Origin of the sequence: Jiangella alkaliphila (assembly GCF_900105925.1) — a bacterium.
Lineage (GTDB): Bacteria > Actinomycetota > Actinomycetes > Jiangellales > Jiangellaceae > Jiangella > Jiangella alkaliphila.
In genome coordinates this window covers 319,990-334,843 of the sequence record NZ_LT629791.1, presented here as the reverse complement: position 1 = coordinate 334,843, position 14,854 = coordinate 319,990, and the positions used below count along the sequence as shown (strand labels likewise).

The following is a 14,854-nucleotide window of genomic DNA, read 5'->3' as shown; positions in this document are numbered from 1 at the left end:
TGGTTCGGTCGCCGGTGACGTTAGCCAATGCGGCGATGGTCGGCCAAACCGACGCGGCTGGAGCAGCGGAAATGTGATGAGTGCAATGCCAAATGTTTACGTGCTGAGACGCGAGGTGTCCATCATCTGGACTATCGGCCGAAGACGCTCTTCGGGATGAAGCCGGTGACGACCTGGGTGCGGTCGACGACCTCGGCGTTGTGGTAGTTCACCGCTATGGAGGCGAACGAGTACGCCTTCGGGACCGTCATGCCCTGGGTGGTGACGAGGAAGTCGACGGTCTTCTCGACGGCGATACGCATGGCGCGGTCGAGGTCCCAGTGGATGCCCATCATGATCCAGTGGTCGTCGGTCTCGGCCCACGGCAGTTCGGTCTCGACGTTCTTGATCAGCGTGACGCGGAACGTGCCGGAGAGCGAGTGCTCGACGGCGGTGCCGCTGACCTCGCCGTCACCCTGGCAGCTGTGCGGGTCGCCGATGAAGATCTGCGCGCCGGGCTGGAAGACCGGCAGGTACAGGGTCGTCCCGACGGTGAGGTCGCGGACGTCCATGTTGCCGCCGAACTTCCCCGGCGGGGTCGAGTTCTGCACCCCGGTGGCCGGCGGCGGCGCATCTTCGGTGTTGCCGATGAACTCACCCGTCGGCGAGGCGACCGCGATGATCCCCGGGAACTTGTGCGTCGGGATGAGGACGTCGTCGGAGAAGAAGACCACCTCGCGGCCGCGGTGCATGCCCGTGCGGTACAGGTGGGTGCGCACGTCCGGCCAGACGCCGGCCGGCAGGTCGGGCGGGATCTGCGCCGGGATGTCCAGCCCGGCGTCGCCCTCGCGCCACCCCGGGTAGAACTCGGCCATGACGCCGCTGGTCGGCGCGGTGTTGTTGAACCCGTAGGGCACCCGGGTGTCGATGTCGAGGATGTCGATCGCGACGGTGTCGCCCGGCTCCGCGCCCTGGACGTAGATGGGGCCGGTGAGGACGTGGCCGCCGTACTGCCGGTTGGTCGCCTGGCGCTCGGGCAGCGCCTCCCAGAAGGCGATCCCGTCGGACAGGATCTCCCGCGGCCGCACCCCGAACGCACCGAAGTAGTCCCGCGGGTGCACGTTCGGGTTGGTGAAGCCCTGGTGGGACAGGGTGTCGACGCGAACGGTGCGGCCCGAGCGCATCGTCAGCGCCGGCTCCCAGCCGATCGGGAAGCCACCCCAGTGCAGGTGGTCGGGGGTGGACTTCAGGTGGTGGTCGTACCGCATCCGCCCACTCTGCCCGGTGGTGCTCGCGGGCCGGACGGGGGCGGCGCCGGCGGTCGCTTGGGCGAGGGCTGCGGCGAGCGGAACGGTGAGGCCGGCGGCCAGCAGGCTGCGCCGGCTGGCGGTGCTCCAGTGCTGCGTCGACATGACGACTTCCCTTCGGGCCGGGGGATGTCGCGGGAGGGAGTGAATCTTGTATCCGCGACCACGGATACAGTCGCGGACCCGTGTTGCGCCGGTGTGACGGTCGCGCTAACCCTGACGTGCCGGTCGGCGCGAGCCCGTACCGTGTCGTCCGTGCGTGGTGTGACGATGGCAGCGCTGACGCTGTCCCTGGTGGTGCTGGCGGGCGGGTGCAGCGACGACGACTCCGGTGACGACACCACCGTCGACCTGTCCGAGATCGCTCCGACGCCGCCACCCGGCGGTGAGCTGCTGTGCGACTTCCTGCCGCGCGAGAGCGTCGTCCTCGCCCTGGGCAGCGACGGTTTCGAGGAGTCCAGCAGCCTGCTGACCCGCGACTCCGCGGGCGAGCTGAGCGGCGCCGGCTGCAGCGTGACGCTCGACGGGCAGGACCAGCAGGCGCTCTCGGTCGACGTCGACTGGGCGCTGGGGATCCTGGGCAGCGGGTTCCAGGAGCGGCTGACCGCCGACGGCTACAACCAGCTGCCGGACGCCGCCGGTCTGGGCTTCACCTGGACGCAGGAGGAGACGCGTCCGGACGACAGCGAGGGCGACACCACCCGGGCCTGGCTGCTGCACGGCGACCGCATCGTCCAGGTGTGGGTCGCGATGCCGCCCGACGGCCGCGACAGCGAGGCCGACGCCGCGGCGCTGGCCCAGCAGGTCGTCGGCACGCTCGAGCTCCCGGCCGAGTGGACGCTGGCCGGCGCGCCCCCGGCGCGGTGACGACGCTTCGAGCGCGGGCCGCCGTCGCGGCCGTGCTGCTGGGCGTGTCCCTGACGGGCTGCTCCGCGGACGACGACGGCGGCGAGCCGGCCCCGTCGCCGGCCGCGACCGAGGCGACCGGGCTGCCCCCGGTGGCCGAGGGCCGGATCACCCGGATCATGGGCGACGGCACCTGGAACGTCCTGCACGGGCCGCGCTACTTCCCGGACATCAGCATCAGCGAGCCGATCCTGCTGGCCGCCGGCCCGGACGACCGTCTGGTCGGGCTGCAGTCGAGCGTCCCGAGCGTGTTCACGCTGGCGCCCGACGGCACCGCCGAGACGGCCGCCGAGCTCGGCGGCGACGACCCGCCCATGGTGTTCGGGACCGGGCCGAACGCGGCGGTCCCGGCCGGTGACGACGCGATGCTGCTGCTGTCCGGGTCCGGTGACGAGGCCCAGGTGGGCCTGCTCGGTCTGGCCGACGGCGCGTTCACCCCCGTCGCCACGCTGACCGGCGGGATCGACGACGCCGCGGGCGCGGTGATCCTGGAACTGCCCGGCGCCACCCACCTGCAGTGGAAGGGCACCTGGTGGACGCTGACCGGCACCGTTGCGGAGCCGACCGGCGCCGTGCCGGGCGAGCCGCCGGTGCCGGACATCCTCGTCGCCGCCCGGACCGCGTCAGGGGTGTCGGCGCTGACGGCGACGGAGCTCGTCGTGCTGGACGAGTCGCTGCGCGAGGTCGGCCGGTACCCGTTCGCCCCGCCGCCCGGCGAGGTGCCGGGGACGGTGAGCGCAGCGGCGGGCGACCCGGCCGGCGAGGGGCTGTTCGTCACGACGGCTGAGCGGGAGGCCGGCTCGGTGCTGCACGTCTCTCCGGCCGGCACGACGGTGCTGGCCTCCGGTTTCCCGCGCCGCGGCGGCACCCCGTCGACCGACTGCGACGACGCCGACGTCGAGACCGGGGACGCGCGGCTGGCACGGCCGGGGTCGATCGCGGTCTGGCAGGAGCGGCTGGTGGTCGCCAACCGCGGCTGCTACAGCGTGCTGCAGCTGCCCCTCCCGCCTCAGTCGTAGTCGGCGGCGGTGGTCCGGAAGGAGACGACGGTCCGGTTGGCGACGTCGAAGCCGAAGGAGAGGAACGAGCCGTCGTCGAGCTGGACGCTGGTCGGGTTGGCCTGGTCCTCCCAGCCTGAGTTGTACAGCGGCACCGGCCGGTGCTCCGTCCACGGGCCGGACGGGTCGTCGATCAGCACGCCGTATGTCGGGCGCCCGGCCTGGGCGTAGTTGCCGTACGTCATCAGCACCGAGCCGTCGCCGGTGAGCAGCAGGTGCGCCGACGACGCGGGGAGGCCGGTCGGCTCGGGGCTGGTCCAGGTATGGCCGTCGTCGTAGGAGCGGACGAGCACCGACTCGCTCTCGATGGCCAGCAGGTTGTCGTGCCGGCGGATCTGCATGACCAGCTCGCCGCTGGGCAGCCGGACGATGTTCGGCTCGCCGTTGGAGAACCGCTCGTCGTCCTCGACGACGGTGCGCTCGGCCGCCGCGGGGAAGGTGTGGCCGCCGTCGGCGCTGCGGGCGACGCGGGCGCCGTACCCGTACAGCGGCTGCAGGATGTCGCCGTTCGGCAGCTCGACGGCGGGACCGTGCTGCCAGGCGCCGGGCTGGGCGCTCTCGACCTGCGTGACCTCGGGGAACGTCAGCCCGCCGTCGGCCGAGCGGTAGACGAAGGTGCCGACGTTGCTCTCCGGCGTGGTCGACCAGTCGGTGCGGAACACCGTCAGCAGCACCGTCCCGTCGCGCAGCACGCTGAGCTTGGGGTCGCGGTTGTCGGCGCCGGCGGTCGCCGCGACGGTGACCGGGGCCGACCAGGTGGCGCCGCCGTCCGCCGAGCGGATCATGCGGACGACACCGTCGGCCTTCGTGTGCCCGTCGGCGTAGTGGTAGGCCAGCACGATCGTGCCGTCGGCCAGCCGGACGGCGTCGGGGAAGCGCGGCTCCGCGGCGCCGGCCGGCTCCTGCGCCACGACCTGCGCCGGGATCGGCGAGTACGCCTGGATCCGCATCTGGGTGGACCGGGTGACGCCGGTGCGCAGGTCGGTGAGGGTGACGGTCACCGGGTGCAGCCCGATGTCGTCGCCGTCGATCGGGGCGCTGACGACCAGCCGCCCGGCCTCGCCGTGCACTCGCCCCGCGAACGGCCCGTCCACGCCGTCGACGACGACCCGCGCCCGCACCTGCGCCGCCCGCACGCCGGGCGCGTCGATCGTCGCGACGACGGTCGAGGCCGGGTGCTTCTCGGCGACGTAGGAGGGGAGGACGCCGGTGACGGGCAGCCCTTCGGCCAGCGCCGGGCCGGCCGGGTCGAGGTCGCTCAGCGCGACGTCGTCGAGGTAGGCGTCTGAGCCGACCCCGGCGGCGCCGCTGGAGGCCAGCTCGAGGCCGGTGATCGCCGTCCCGCCGGACGCCCGGACGGTGGTACGGAACGACATTCCGTTCACTGTCAGCACGGCCGCGGCGGCGCTGGCGTCGATGCGGACGCGGCTCGGGTGGTCCCGCGCGGTGAGCATCGGGACGGTCGCCAGGCGCACGTACTGCCGCCCGTCGTACACCAGGACCTGGGCGGTGGTGCTGCCGCCGTACGCGTACACCGGGGTGATCATGAACCGGTACGCGCCGAGCGCCGGGTTGTCGCCCTCGGCGTGCACGGCGACGAACACCGCCTGCCGGGTCGTGTGCATCGCGAGGTCGACCTCGAATCGCCTGGCAGCGGCCGCGGGAGCGGGGATGTGCAGGCGCGACTGGAGCGTCGCCGTGTAGTCCGCCAGGTGCACCGCGCGGTTGCCGGGCCGGCCGAACGGCGCCTCGGCGACCGTCACGTCGCCCTGCGTCGTGTACCCGGCGGGTGGCGCGCCGATCGGCTCGTCGTCGAAGCTCCGTACGGCAGGCGCCTCGGCGCCCGTCGCTGGGAGGGCGGTCAGCAGCAGGGCGGCGATGATGGCGGCGACGGCGGTTCGCGGCATGCGGTCCACTCCCGGTCCGGGGTCAGCACAGCAGCATGGAACGTCGTGCCACGGTAGCCGCGAGGCCGTTCCATGCCAAGGGGCGACAAGGACGGGGTGGAGGAGAGCGAGAGAGCTGAATGGCCTGAGTAGGAGAAGGAAGCTCTCTCATGGCCTCCGAGCCGAGGCTAACCGGCGCCTACTGCGGGATCAACTCCTTGTGCCGGTCGAGGCCGTAGCAGTCCGAGCCCGCGGGCAGCCCGTCGGGCACCTCGATGCCGACGTAGGTGACCGGCACGCCCGGGTCCAGCCCCAGAGCGGCCGGCGACGGCGACACGGTGACGGTCCCGCCGCGCGCGGCCATGAGGTCGACCAGGTGCGACATCCGCAGGTAGGAGCGGCCGTCGATGGCCCGGGCCAGTGCCGACGCGGTGACCCGGATGCCCTCGACGGTGTTCCCCCAGGCCGCGCCGCGCAGATACACCTGCATCCACCGGGCCGACCACGTGCCGTCGTCGGCACGGGCGAACAGCAGCGGAACGGCCACCCGTCCCGTCCCGCGCAGGTCCGACTTCATCCGGACGGTGCGCGGCTCGAACGGGCGCCCGGCCTGTGCGGGGTCGCGGATCATGAAGCCGAAGAACGACTCCGCGACGGTGTCGAACCCCTCGCCGGAGTAGACGAGGATCTCCGGCACCACATAGCGGGCGGTCACCGCGCTCAGGTCCATGTCGATGAACTCCGACGCCCCGTCGGGCGCCTCGGTGATGTCGCCGGAGTAGATGGCGCCGCCGTCGGCCAGGTTGGTCCACGACACGTGTCCGGCGCTCTCGAAGTCGGCGTCGAGCAGCGCGACGGAGAGGTCGAAGTCGGTGCGCACGCGCTGCTGGCGCCAGTAGGTGAAGAACCGCACCGCCGGCCCGTCGACCGGCACGACCGAGCCGCGCGCCATGACCCCGAAGCCGCCGCCGGCCGTCTTGTCCGACAGCGGCACGGCGAGGTCGAGCACCTGCGGGTCGACGACGATCGTCCCGCGCTCGGGCAGCCGCCGGACGATCTCGCCGTCCAGCAGCGCGGTCAGCCGCTCGACCACCGCGGACTCCAGCGGCGGCCGCAGGTCCGGCTCCGACCACGCGCGGGCCGACCGGTTGACGAAGAAGCGGGTCGCCTCGGGCGCCGAGCGGTTCGCCAGGTGCTCGCGCAGCGACAGCAGCACCCGTCCCGACACCCGGCCGGCGACCTCCTCGACCGTCTCGAGCGCGAACGACAGATCGTCCGGCGCGGCTGTGCGCAGGATCCGGTCGAGCGCGCGCACCAGCAGTCCGGGCGCCGCGGACAGCACCGTCACCGCAGCACGGACGTCGCCGGCGGCGAAGGCGACCTCGGCCCGGGCGCTCAGAGACCGGGCCGTCTTCTCGCGTCGTGCGACCGCGAACACGTCCCGGGCGTGCGACAGGGCGGGGTACTCGTGCGGGTGTAGCCGCTCGCCCAGCCGCTTCCACGCCTCGCGGTGCCGGTGCACGTCGGCCAGCTTGGCCGGCGAGTCCGCGACGACGGCGTCGAGCGCGGTCAGGAGCGCCCGCCGCTGCGCCCGCCGGAACGAGGCGAACCGCGTCGGCTTCTCCAGCGTCACGTCGCCGTCCGAGAGTGCGCAGGCCAGCCGGAGCACATCGGTGACGGTGTCGGCGAGCAGCGGGCGGCCGGCCTCGAGCCGGACCCGGTTGACGACGGCGCGGCTCTCGCGCATCGGGACGGTCTCGGGCTGCGCGTCGTCGAGGCAGAGGCGGGCGAGGTCGGCGAGCGCGGCGAGGTCGTCGTCGCCGAGCGGCACCGGGCTGCCGGCGAGCGCCAGGTACAGCTCGTGCGTCTCCTCGGCCAGGCTCCGGCCGAGCCGCAGGACGGTGACGCGGTCCTTCAGCGACGGGATCAGCTCGTCGTGCGCCGCGAGCAGCTCGGCGTAGGTGTGCTGGTAGCGCCCGTACGCCGGCAGGTCCAACAGGCTGATCGGCAACCCGCCGGTCGAACCGTCGCCGTCGGACAGCACGTCCGGGACCGCCGCCCGCTCGATCGCGTCGCGCAGACAGGTGATCCAGAACTCGACGGTGTCGGGGACGCCCGCAGGGAAGTCGATGAAGTAGGCGTTGTGCTCGACGTGGTCGCCGACCAGCTCGCGCACGGTGCCGAGGACCAGGACTGACCGGTCGATCGCGGTGCCGACGTCGAGGCCGGAGAGGTGTTCGAGGAGGTCCCGCGCCGCCTTGAACCCGACCGTCGTGAGGACGGCGTCCAACTGCCGTGCCACGACAGCGCCGTCGCCGGGTGGGCCCGCGACCGCCGGGACTCGCAACGTCTTCCGGATCAGCAGCGGCTCGATCGTCGGCACCCGACCACCCTGACACATGCCCAGGATGGACGCCGCGCGGCCGGCCCGGAGAAGCCCGCGCGAACGCCGTCAGGCCGAGTCGGCGCGGTCCAGGTAGGCGTGCAACCGGCGCCGGACCCGATGCCGCGCGGTACCTAGCGCCTTCCGGGCGGCTGCCGGCTCGAGCCCGACGGTGCGGGCGGCGACGTCGAGCGGCACGTCCTGGACGTCGACCAGGTTCAGCAGCGTGGCCTGCGCCGCGGGCAGCTCGCCGAGCGCGGCGTCGACGACGCCGAACAGCTCCTCGGTGTCGATCTCCGCGTCGGGGCCGAGGACGCGGCTGCCGTCGGGCCAGGAGTTCGCGGAGTCGACCCAGTCGCCGAGGTCGATGGTCTCCTCGTAGAAGTCCGGGTAGAACAGCTCGTCGGGGCTGTCCTCGTCCGGGCCGGTGTCGGCGATCTCGGTGATGCGGTCCTCGCGCACCGGCTCGGTGTCGACGTCGGACCCGCGCTGCTGCTCGGCCAGCTCGGCCAGCCGCTCCAGCACGGCGGGCAGCTCCACCGAACCGGACCGCTCCAGGACGTCGGCGTACGCCGTCTGGACGAGGTCCTCGGCGTTGTCGGGGTCGATGGCGCGGGCCAGCGCCAGAAGCTGCGGCCCGCCGCCGGCGATGCTCTCGTGCAGGCCGGCGGGGACCTCATCGCTGCGCCGGCTGCGGAGGACGCCGAGGGTGATGCGCAGCTGGTCGTGGTGCTCCGTCGTCATGGGATCCTCCCGAATCGATGCCGCCGTGCGATGCCAGCGTACGAGCATGAACCGCTGCGCGGGCGGCTGGTCAGTCCCTACGCTGAGCCCAGGACCGTCACTGATGACGTTGGAGGGGACATGCCCGAGCCCGTGGTTGTCGAAGTCGTCCCGTACCCCGGACCCGATGTGTTCGGAGCCGGCAAGGAGAACGACTACGTGCTCCTGGTCGGCTCCGCGCTGGTGCTGCGCGCGAAGGAGTACCGCGACCTCTACAAGGAGGGCCCCAGCCGCAAGTGGTCCAGCGTCGACCAGGCCGCGGTCAAGGCGTTCCAGGAGGACCAGGGCTGGAAGGGCTCCGACGCCGACGGCATCCCCGGCAAGCAGACCTGGCAGCGGCTCGGCTTGGGCTGACCCCGTCACGGCTCGACGGTGAGGGTGGCCGGCCCGAGCCGCAGCACGCCGTCGTCCAGCGGGGTGCAGCGGATGCCGCCGCGGCCGCGGAGCCCGCGGAACGCGCCCGGCGCCAGCACGACGTCCATCCAGGCGCACGGGTTCGCCGGCCGGTTGGCCTGGAACCGGATCGGGCCCGCGCCGGAGTCGAGCGCGAACACCGCGCCGGGGGTCGGCCGCCGCGCCGCGAGCTCGTCGACGGGAAAGCCGCGGAGGACGATGTTGCGCTGGTCAGCAGCGGGTCCAGCGGCTGGTCCAAGCCGAGTCGCACGGCCAGCTCGTCCAGCGCGGCCGCGTCGATGACCGTCACGGCGGCGTTGCGGTGCGCCGGCCGGCCGAAGTAGCGGTCGCCAGCCCGAGCCCGGCCCGGACCGTCACTTCCGTGCGGGCGACGGGCTGTGCGTCGGGCCGTGGCCCGTCCTGTGGCCGTCCCTCGTAGGCGTGCTCCGGCGCGACCAGCAGCCCGACGATCTCGACCATCGCGCCAGTCTATGGACGACTTTGTAAGTAAGTACTTACTTCTGTCATGCTGCGGGCTATGGCACCGGTGCGCAGTACCGCGGCCCAGCGGCGGGCCGAGGCCGTCGCCGTGGCGATGCGGGTGGTCGCCGACGACGGCCTGACGACGGCGGCGCTGCAGCGCGTCGCGGACGAGATCGGGGTGTCGCAGCCGTACGTCTTCCGGCTCTTCGGCAGCAAGCAGGGACTGCTGCTGGCCTGCATCGACGAGGTGGGGTCGCGGGTGCGGACGGAGTTCCGCGCGGCCGCGGCGGGCCGGCCCGGCGACCCGATGACGGCGATGGGCGCGGCCTTCCGCGAGCTGCTCGCCGGCGGCGTCACTGGGGGCCTGTGGCTGCAGGCGTCCGCGATCGCCCGTCGGGACGAGGTGGTGGCGGCCCGCTGCCGCGAGGTCATCGCCGTCCTGCTCGCCGAGGCGGCCGGGCTGACCGGCGCCGGCGGCGACGACCTGGCCCGGTTCCTGGCCGACGGCGCGCTGGTGGTGCTGCTGCAGGCGATCGGCGTCGATCTGCGCGACGGCACCCGGGCCGCCGTCGGCACGCTGCTCCCCCGAGAGGACACCCCATGAACCGCTTGCTGTTCCCCCTCGTCGCGCTGCAGGGGATGTGGGTGCGGTCGACGTTCACGCTGGCGCAGCCGGTCGACGGGCCTTCGACCGGGACGCTCGGCGCCGGCTCGGGTGGGCCGCTGCGGGTGGCGATCCTGGGCGAGTCGACGGCGGCCGGGTCGGGCGTCGACTCCCACGACGACGGGTTCGCCGGCGGCCTCGCGTCGGTGCTGGCGGTACGGACCGGGCGCCCGATCGAGTGGGAGGTGGCCGCGCAGTTCGGCGCGACCGCGCGGCGCGTCCGGCATCGCCTGCTTCCCCGGCTGACCGGCGAGTACGACGTCGCCGTGCTGCTGGCCGGCGCAAACGACGTGCTCACCCGGCGCCCGCCGGCCGACTGGGGCACCGACCTCGCGGCGATCGTCGACGGGCTCGCGGAGCGGGCCGAGCGGGTCGTCGTCGCGGGCATCCCGCCGTTCGGGCTGTTCCCGGGGCTGCCGCGGACGCTGCGGCGCTACCTCGGCGAGCGGGCGGCGACCCTCGACGAGGTGTCGCGGACGGTGTGCGCGGGGCGGCCGCGGGTGACGTGGGCGACCAGCGCCGGCGACGTGTCGCCGTCGCTGGACTTCTTCTCGGCCGACCGCTTCCACCCGTCGTCGACCGGCTACCGCCTCTGGGCCTCCGCCGTCGCCGACGCGATCCCGCCGCGGTGACCGTCCTCCCCTTCGTCGACGAGCACCGGCTGCTGGTGCCCGCCCCGCCGGCGGCGGTGTGGCGCGCGCTGGCAGCGCATGTCGGCGCGATGACCGGGGCCGGGCCGCTCGCGTGGGCGCTTGGGACCGACCCGCGGCAGGCGTCCGGAACGCCGCTGCAGGTGGCCGCGACCGTCCCGGGGTTCGCCGTCACGGAGGTCGAGCCGGAGCGGCTGGTCCGGCTGACCGGCCGGCACCGGTTCTCCCGCTACGCGCTGACGTTCACGCTGGCCGCGGCGCCGGGCGGGACCATGCTCGGCGCCCGCACCGACGCGGCCTTCCCCGGACCTCATGGCCGCGCCTACCGCCTGCTCGTCATCACCTCCGGCGCCCACCGCCTCGCCGTCGCCCGCCTCCTCCGCGACATCCGCCGCCGTGCCGTCACACCGTGACGACCTGGTCGATCGCCTCGGCGCAGCTGCCGGCGATCGCCGACGGCCGGTACGCAGGCTCGGCCCAGGTGCGGGCGCGTCCTGGTCTGCCGTGATGTCGTGGTCCTGTGCCACGCGACACGCCTGATTCTTGCCCGAGAACGTGACTGGAGACCAGCAGGCGTGGGCGCCGACACCGATAGGCACGGCCGTCTTCAATAGCGAGGGTCGTGTTCTGGGCCTCTGTTGGGGTGTGGAGGACGGTTCTGACTATTGAGGTCGGCAGCGGCCATCGAGGGCGACCGGGACAGGGGGCCGCGAAACATTCGAGTGACATGCGCGTCCTAATGTCGTGACCATGCGGATCGCCGTTGACGACCTTCGAGGCGCCGAGATCGCCGCGTTCCTGGACGAGCACGTCAGGGAGATGCTGTCGATCACGCCGCCGGAGAGCAAGCACGCCCTCGACCTCGACGGGTTGCGACGCCCCGAGGTGACGTTCTGGGTGGTGCGCGACGACGACGGCGACATCGTCGGGTGCGGGGCGATCAAGCGGCTGGACGATCGGCACGCCGAGCTGAAGTCGATGCGGACGGCGGTCGCCCGCAAGCGCAGCGGCATCGCGTCGCTGCTGGTCGGGCACATCGTCGACGAGGCGCGGCGGATGGGGTATCGGCGGCTGAGCCTCGAGACGGGGTCCGACGAGTTCTTCCTACCGGCCCGGCGGCTCTACGAGAAGTTCGGCTTCGGGTACTGCGAGCCGTTCGCGGACTACGTGCCCGACCCGCTCAGCGTCTTCATGACCCGCACCCTCTGGGCGAATCGGGACGAAATCGGTGATGTGACGTAGATCACGGCGAGCCTCGCGTGCTGATCCGGGCGCCGGTGGTCTCCTTCTCGGTGAGGGAGTGCAGCCTCCTCCGGGCTCGCCGCGTGGTGGGACGCCGGCCGAATGGCCCGGAGGAGGTGCCCTCGCAGGGGAGGGAGGTCGCGACATGGCGACTCCGCGGCGGGGGAGGTTCCGGTTGCGCCGGCGGCGGTTCGCCGACGTCGTGACTCCGGCGTTCGCGCGTGAGCTGCGCGGGACGCTGCTGCAGGTCCAGGTGACCGCGTCGGCGGTGATCGTGCTCGCGCTGGTGGGCGCGGTGCTGGTGGCCGGGCTGCGGGTCGGCCCGTAGCGGCTCGACGGCGTCGGCTGCCGGCCGGACGGGGGTCAGTCGGCCGCCGGGCGGTCCGACTCGAGGACGGCGACCAGCGTGCGCATGGTGGCCAGCGCGTGCGTCAGGTCGTCGAGGTCGACCTGGCCGCCGATGTGCTCGGCCCACGGATGCTGCACCAGCGAGATGCGGCGGATCGCCCAGTAGCCGGCCTCGGTGCAGGCCAGCAGCTTGGCCCGGCGGTGCGCGGGGTTGTCGCGGTACTCCGCCAGCCCCTGCTCGACCAGCAGGTCGGCGACCCGGCGCACGCCTTGCCGCGACATCCCCATGAGCCGGCCTATGTCGGCGTGCGTGCGCGGCTGGTCGAGGACGCCGCCCAGTACCTGCCACCACGCGGCGGTGATGCCGCCGGCCGCGGCCATCTCCTGCGCGGCCTCCATGAGCCGGGCGTTGAGCCGGAACGTCGTCAACGCGATCTCCGTGAGGACCTGGCCGGCCGGACTGGCCGGAGACGGCTCCGGCCAGTTCGCCCGCGGCGGGATCTCCGTCGTCGTCATGCGGGTCAGTGTGCCTGCATGAGCACCGGGAAGGCGCTCGCGTCGGCGCGGTGGAACACGTCCTCATACGCCTGGAGCGTCTCGTTCGACGCCAGCCCGAGCCGGCTCAGCGTGGCGCGGGTGAACTGCACCGGCGAGTCCGGCCCGGCCGTGACGAGGTCGCCGCCGACGACGGCGCGCGCGTCGACATAGCGGTCCTTGCCCTGGTAGCCGGGCTGCGCCGTCAGGTACTCGACGGCCGCGCTGGTGTGGGCGCGGTCGTCCAGCAGCCCGGCCCGCGCGAGGCCGGCCGTCGCGCCGCAGATCGCGGCGACCGGCACCCCCGCGTCGAGGAACCGCCGCGCGGCGTCGGTCCAGACCTTGCCCTCGCCGGCGTCCCAGTGCTCCGCGCCGGCCAGCACCAGCAGGTCGCTCGCGCCCGGCGCGAGCTGGTCGAGCACCAGGTCCGGGACGACGCGCAGCCCGCCCATGGTGGTGATCGGCTCTGCCAATTCGGCGACCGTCACGATGTTCCACGGCGTGCCGGTGAACCGGCCGGTCCGGAGCTCGACCAGCAGGTGGCCGATCTCCCAGTCGGCGAGCGTGTCGTACAGGGCGATGTGTGCGGTAGTAGTCATGGACAACATGTTGTCATTTCGGGAACATGTTGTCAATAGGTCCTTGGCCGTCAGTCGTAACGGCGGACCAGGCGGATGTTCAGGAACAGCATCAGCGCGCCGAACGCCGCCACCACGCCGAACCCGCGCGCCAGCACGTCCCACTGCAGCTCCTGGAGGATCAGCGCCCGCAACGCCTCCATCACATACGTGACGGGGTTGAACGTCGCCGCGATCTCCATGGGCCGGGTCAGCAGCTCGCGCGGCACGAAGTTCGGGGTCAGGAACAGCAGCGGGAAGAACACCAGCCCGCCGGAGTTCGTGGCCGCCGCGCTGCGCGTCTTCAGTGCGATGAGCTGCATGAACCCGGCGAAGACCATGGCCCACAGGGACGTCAGGACGAGCAGCAGGACGAAGCCGAGCGGGCCGCTGGCGATCGACACCCCGAACGGCAGGGCGATGATGATCAGCGCGACGGTGAGCACCGCGGTCTTCAGACCCTCGGCGATCAACCGGCCGAGCACCAGCGCGCTGCGCGAGACCGGGGCCGCGCGCAGCTTGTCGAAGTAGCCGCCCTCGATGTCCTCGACGAGGTAGAGGGCGGCCGAGCCGAACGACGCGGCCAGCAGCAGCGAGCTGGGCAGCTGGAACGCCGCGTAGGTCTGCCCGAACAGGAACGGCGTGGAGTCGGACGGGAAGATGTCGCCGGCCTGCCCGAAGTTGACCACCAGGAAGAACACCGGGATGAACAACGTCGGCGCCAGGGCCTCGGGTGTGCGCAGCGACTCGCGGATGGCCCGCCGGCCGAGCAGTTCGGTCTGGACGAGGGCGCTCATGCTCGCACCTCCTGGACGTCGCCGGCCACGCGTTCGCGGGTGCGTCCGGTGGCGTCGAGGAACACCTCGTCCAGCGTCGGGTCGGGGGCGTCGCCGGGCAGCCCAAGCCGCTCGCGCAGCTCCTTCTTCAGCGACGCCGGCGTGCCGGAGCGGACGATGCGGCCGTCGTTCGATGATCGCCAGCCGCTCGCAGAGCTGGTCGGCCTCCTCGAGGTACTGCGTGGTCAGGAACACCGTGGTGCCGCGCTGGTTGATGCGCCGCACCTCGTCCCAGACGCCGAGCCGGCTGGCGGGGTCGAGGCCCGTCGTCGGCTCGTCGAGGAACAGCACCTCGGGCCGGTGGACCAGCGCCGACGCGAGGTCGAGCCGCCGCTTCATGCCGCCGGAGTAGCCCTTGATGCGCCGGTCGGCGGCGTCGGTGAGCTCGACCAGCTCGAGCAGCTCTTCCGCGCGCTGCTCCGCCTCGGCAGCGCTGCTGCCGAACAGCCGCGCCTGCAGCACGATCAGCTCGCGCCCAGTCTGGCGCGAGTCGAGCCCGGCCTCCTGCAGCGCGACGCCGATGCGCCGGCGGACGGTGTCGGGGTCGGCCGTGACGTCGATGCCGGCGACGCGCGCCGTGCCCGACGTGATGGTCAGCAGGGTGGTGAGCATGCGGACGGTCGTCGACTTGCCGGCGCCGTTCGGGCCCAGGAACCCGAAGACCTCGCCCGCGGCGACGCTGAGGTCCACACCGCGGACCGCGTCGACCGTGCCGGTGCGGCCCCGGTACTGCTTGACCAGGCCCTCGGCCTCGATGGCCAGAGCGTTCATCGTCCCTCCTCGTG

At 73.0% G+C, this 14,854-nt stretch carries 17 protein-coding genes; 8 read left to right on the top strand and 9 right to left on the bottom strand.

Going from position 1 to position 14,854, the window contains the following annotated elements:
* Nucleotides 1-131: 131 nt before the first annotated feature.
* Entirely contained in the window at nucleotides 132-1,391 is a 1,260-nt protein-coding gene (locus BLV05_RS01580; protein WP_046772884.1) for an acetamidase/formamidase family protein, read from the bottom strand.
* 150 nt (nucleotides 1,392-1,541) lie between these two features.
* Here BLV05_RS01580 and BLV05_RS01575 point away from each other — a divergent pair, with 150 nt between their 5' ends.
* Together BLV05_RS01575 and BLV05_RS01570 are read left to right on the top strand one after the other, a co-directional pair.
* The gene (locus BLV05_RS01575; RefSeq protein ID WP_152691133.1) at nucleotides 1,542-2,153 is read left to right on the top strand and encodes a hypothetical protein; all 612 of its coding nucleotides are present in this window, start codon (nucleotides 1,542-1,544) and stop codon (nucleotides 2,151-2,153) included.
* Complete coding sequence (locus BLV05_RS01570) at nucleotides 2,150-3,211, top strand: hypothetical protein (protein ID WP_152691132.1); 1,062 nt, start codon at nucleotides 2,150-2,152, stop codon at nucleotides 3,209-3,211. Before BLV05_RS01575 ends, BLV05_RS01570 begins: the two co-directional genes overlap by 4 nt.
* On the opposite strand, the gene BLV05_RS01565 is transcribed toward BLV05_RS01570, so the two are convergent.
* From BLV05_RS01565 to BLV05_RS01555, 3 genes are all read right to left on the bottom strand, one after another.
* Complete coding sequence (locus tag BLV05_RS01565) at nucleotides 3,202-5,157, bottom strand: sialidase family protein (protein ID WP_152691131.1); 1,956 nt, start codon at nucleotides 5,155-5,157, stop codon at nucleotides 3,202-3,204. The two genes, BLV05_RS01570 and BLV05_RS01565, sit on opposite strands and share 10 nt — an antisense overlap.
* Nucleotides 5,158-5,335: 178 nt before the next feature.
* Nucleotides 5,336-7,537, bottom strand: a complete 2,202-nt coding sequence (locus BLV05_RS01560) for a TerD family protein (protein WP_046772880.1) — start codon at nucleotides 7,535-7,537, stop codon at nucleotides 5,336-5,338.
* Nucleotides 7,538-7,588: 51 nt separating this feature from the next.
* Nucleotides 7,589-8,263 carry an RNA polymerase sigma factor gene (locus BLV05_RS01555; RefSeq protein ID WP_046772879.1) on the bottom strand — a complete coding sequence of 225 codons (675 nt, stop codon included), beginning with the start codon at nucleotides 8,261-8,263 and terminating at the stop codon, nucleotides 7,589-7,591.
* A 120-nt stretch (nucleotides 8,264-8,383) separates the two neighbouring features.
* Between BLV05_RS01555 and BLV05_RS01550 the strand changes: the two genes are divergently transcribed.
* Nucleotides 8,384-8,656 carry a peptidoglycan-binding protein gene (locus tag BLV05_RS01550; RefSeq protein WP_046772878.1) on the top strand — a complete coding sequence of 91 codons (273 nt, stop codon included), beginning with the start codon at nucleotides 8,384-8,386 and terminating at the stop codon, nucleotides 8,654-8,656.
* Between the two features lie 5 nt (nucleotides 8,657-8,661).
* Here BLV05_RS01550 and BLV05_RS36810 read toward each other — a convergent pair whose 3' ends face one another.
* Together BLV05_RS36810 and BLV05_RS36805 are read right to left on the bottom strand one after the other, a co-directional pair.
* Nucleotides 8,662-8,856, bottom strand: a complete 195-nt coding sequence (locus BLV05_RS36810) for a hypothetical protein (RefSeq protein WP_197683494.1) — start codon at nucleotides 8,854-8,856, stop codon at nucleotides 8,662-8,664.
* A 145-nt stretch (nucleotides 8,857-9,001) separates the two neighbouring features.
* Entirely contained in the window at nucleotides 9,002-9,175 is a 174-nt protein-coding gene (locus tag BLV05_RS36805) for a hypothetical protein (RefSeq protein WP_197683493.1), read from the bottom strand.
* Between the two features lie 58 nt (nucleotides 9,176-9,233).
* Between BLV05_RS36805 and BLV05_RS01540 the strand changes: the two genes are divergently transcribed.
* From BLV05_RS01540 to BLV05_RS35400, 5 genes are all read left to right on the top strand, one after another.
* Nucleotides 9,234-9,782, top strand: coding sequence for a TetR/AcrR family transcriptional regulator (locus BLV05_RS01540; protein WP_046772891.1), 549 nt, complete (start codon nucleotides 9,234-9,236; stop codon nucleotides 9,780-9,782).
* Complete coding sequence (locus BLV05_RS01535) at nucleotides 9,779-10,474, top strand: SGNH/GDSL hydrolase family protein (RefSeq protein ID WP_046772877.1); 696 nt, start codon at nucleotides 9,779-9,781, stop codon at nucleotides 10,472-10,474. Before BLV05_RS01540 ends, BLV05_RS01535 begins: the two co-directional genes overlap by 4 nt.
* On the top strand, nucleotides 10,471-10,905 hold the full coding sequence (locus tag BLV05_RS01530) for an SRPBCC family protein (RefSeq protein WP_046772876.1): 435 nt from the start codon (nucleotides 10,471-10,473) through the stop codon (nucleotides 10,903-10,905). Before BLV05_RS01535 ends, BLV05_RS01530 begins: the two co-directional genes overlap by 4 nt.
* A gap of 337 nt (nucleotides 10,906-11,242) precedes the next feature.
* On the top strand, nucleotides 11,243-11,734 hold the full coding sequence (locus BLV05_RS01525; protein ID WP_046772875.1) for a GNAT family N-acetyltransferase: 492 nt from the start codon (nucleotides 11,243-11,245) through the stop codon (nucleotides 11,732-11,734).
* Nucleotides 11,735-11,879: 145 nt separating this feature from the next.
* Entirely contained in the window at nucleotides 11,880-12,062 is a 183-nt protein-coding gene (locus tag BLV05_RS35400; RefSeq protein ID WP_152691130.1) for a hypothetical protein, read from the top strand.
* 35 nt (nucleotides 12,063-12,097) lie between these two features.
* Here the strand turns inward: BLV05_RS35400 and BLV05_RS01520 are convergent, their stop codons facing one another.
* Genes BLV05_RS01520 through BLV05_RS35395 form a run of 3 tightly spaced genes read right to left on the bottom strand, consistent with a single transcriptional unit; the run spans nucleotide 12,098 to nucleotide 14,840 of the window.
* A complete protein-coding gene (locus tag BLV05_RS01520; protein WP_082155847.1) occupies nucleotides 12,098-12,598 on the bottom strand; it encodes a MarR family winged helix-turn-helix transcriptional regulator in 501 nt (166 codons plus the stop codon).
* A gap of 5 nt (nucleotides 12,599-12,603) precedes the next feature.
* The gene (locus BLV05_RS01515; RefSeq protein WP_046772874.1) at nucleotides 12,604-13,215 is read right to left on the bottom strand and encodes a DJ-1/PfpI family protein; all 612 of its coding nucleotides are present in this window, start codon (nucleotides 13,213-13,215) and stop codon (nucleotides 12,604-12,606) included.
* A 50-nt stretch (nucleotides 13,216-13,265) separates the two neighbouring features.
* Nucleotides 13,266-14,840 carry an ATP-binding cassette domain-containing protein gene (locus BLV05_RS35395; protein ID WP_063932660.1) on the bottom strand — a complete coding sequence of 525 codons (1,575 nt, stop codon included), beginning with the start codon at nucleotides 14,838-14,840 and terminating at the stop codon, nucleotides 13,266-13,268.
* Nucleotides 14,841-14,854 lie beyond the last annotated feature (14 nt).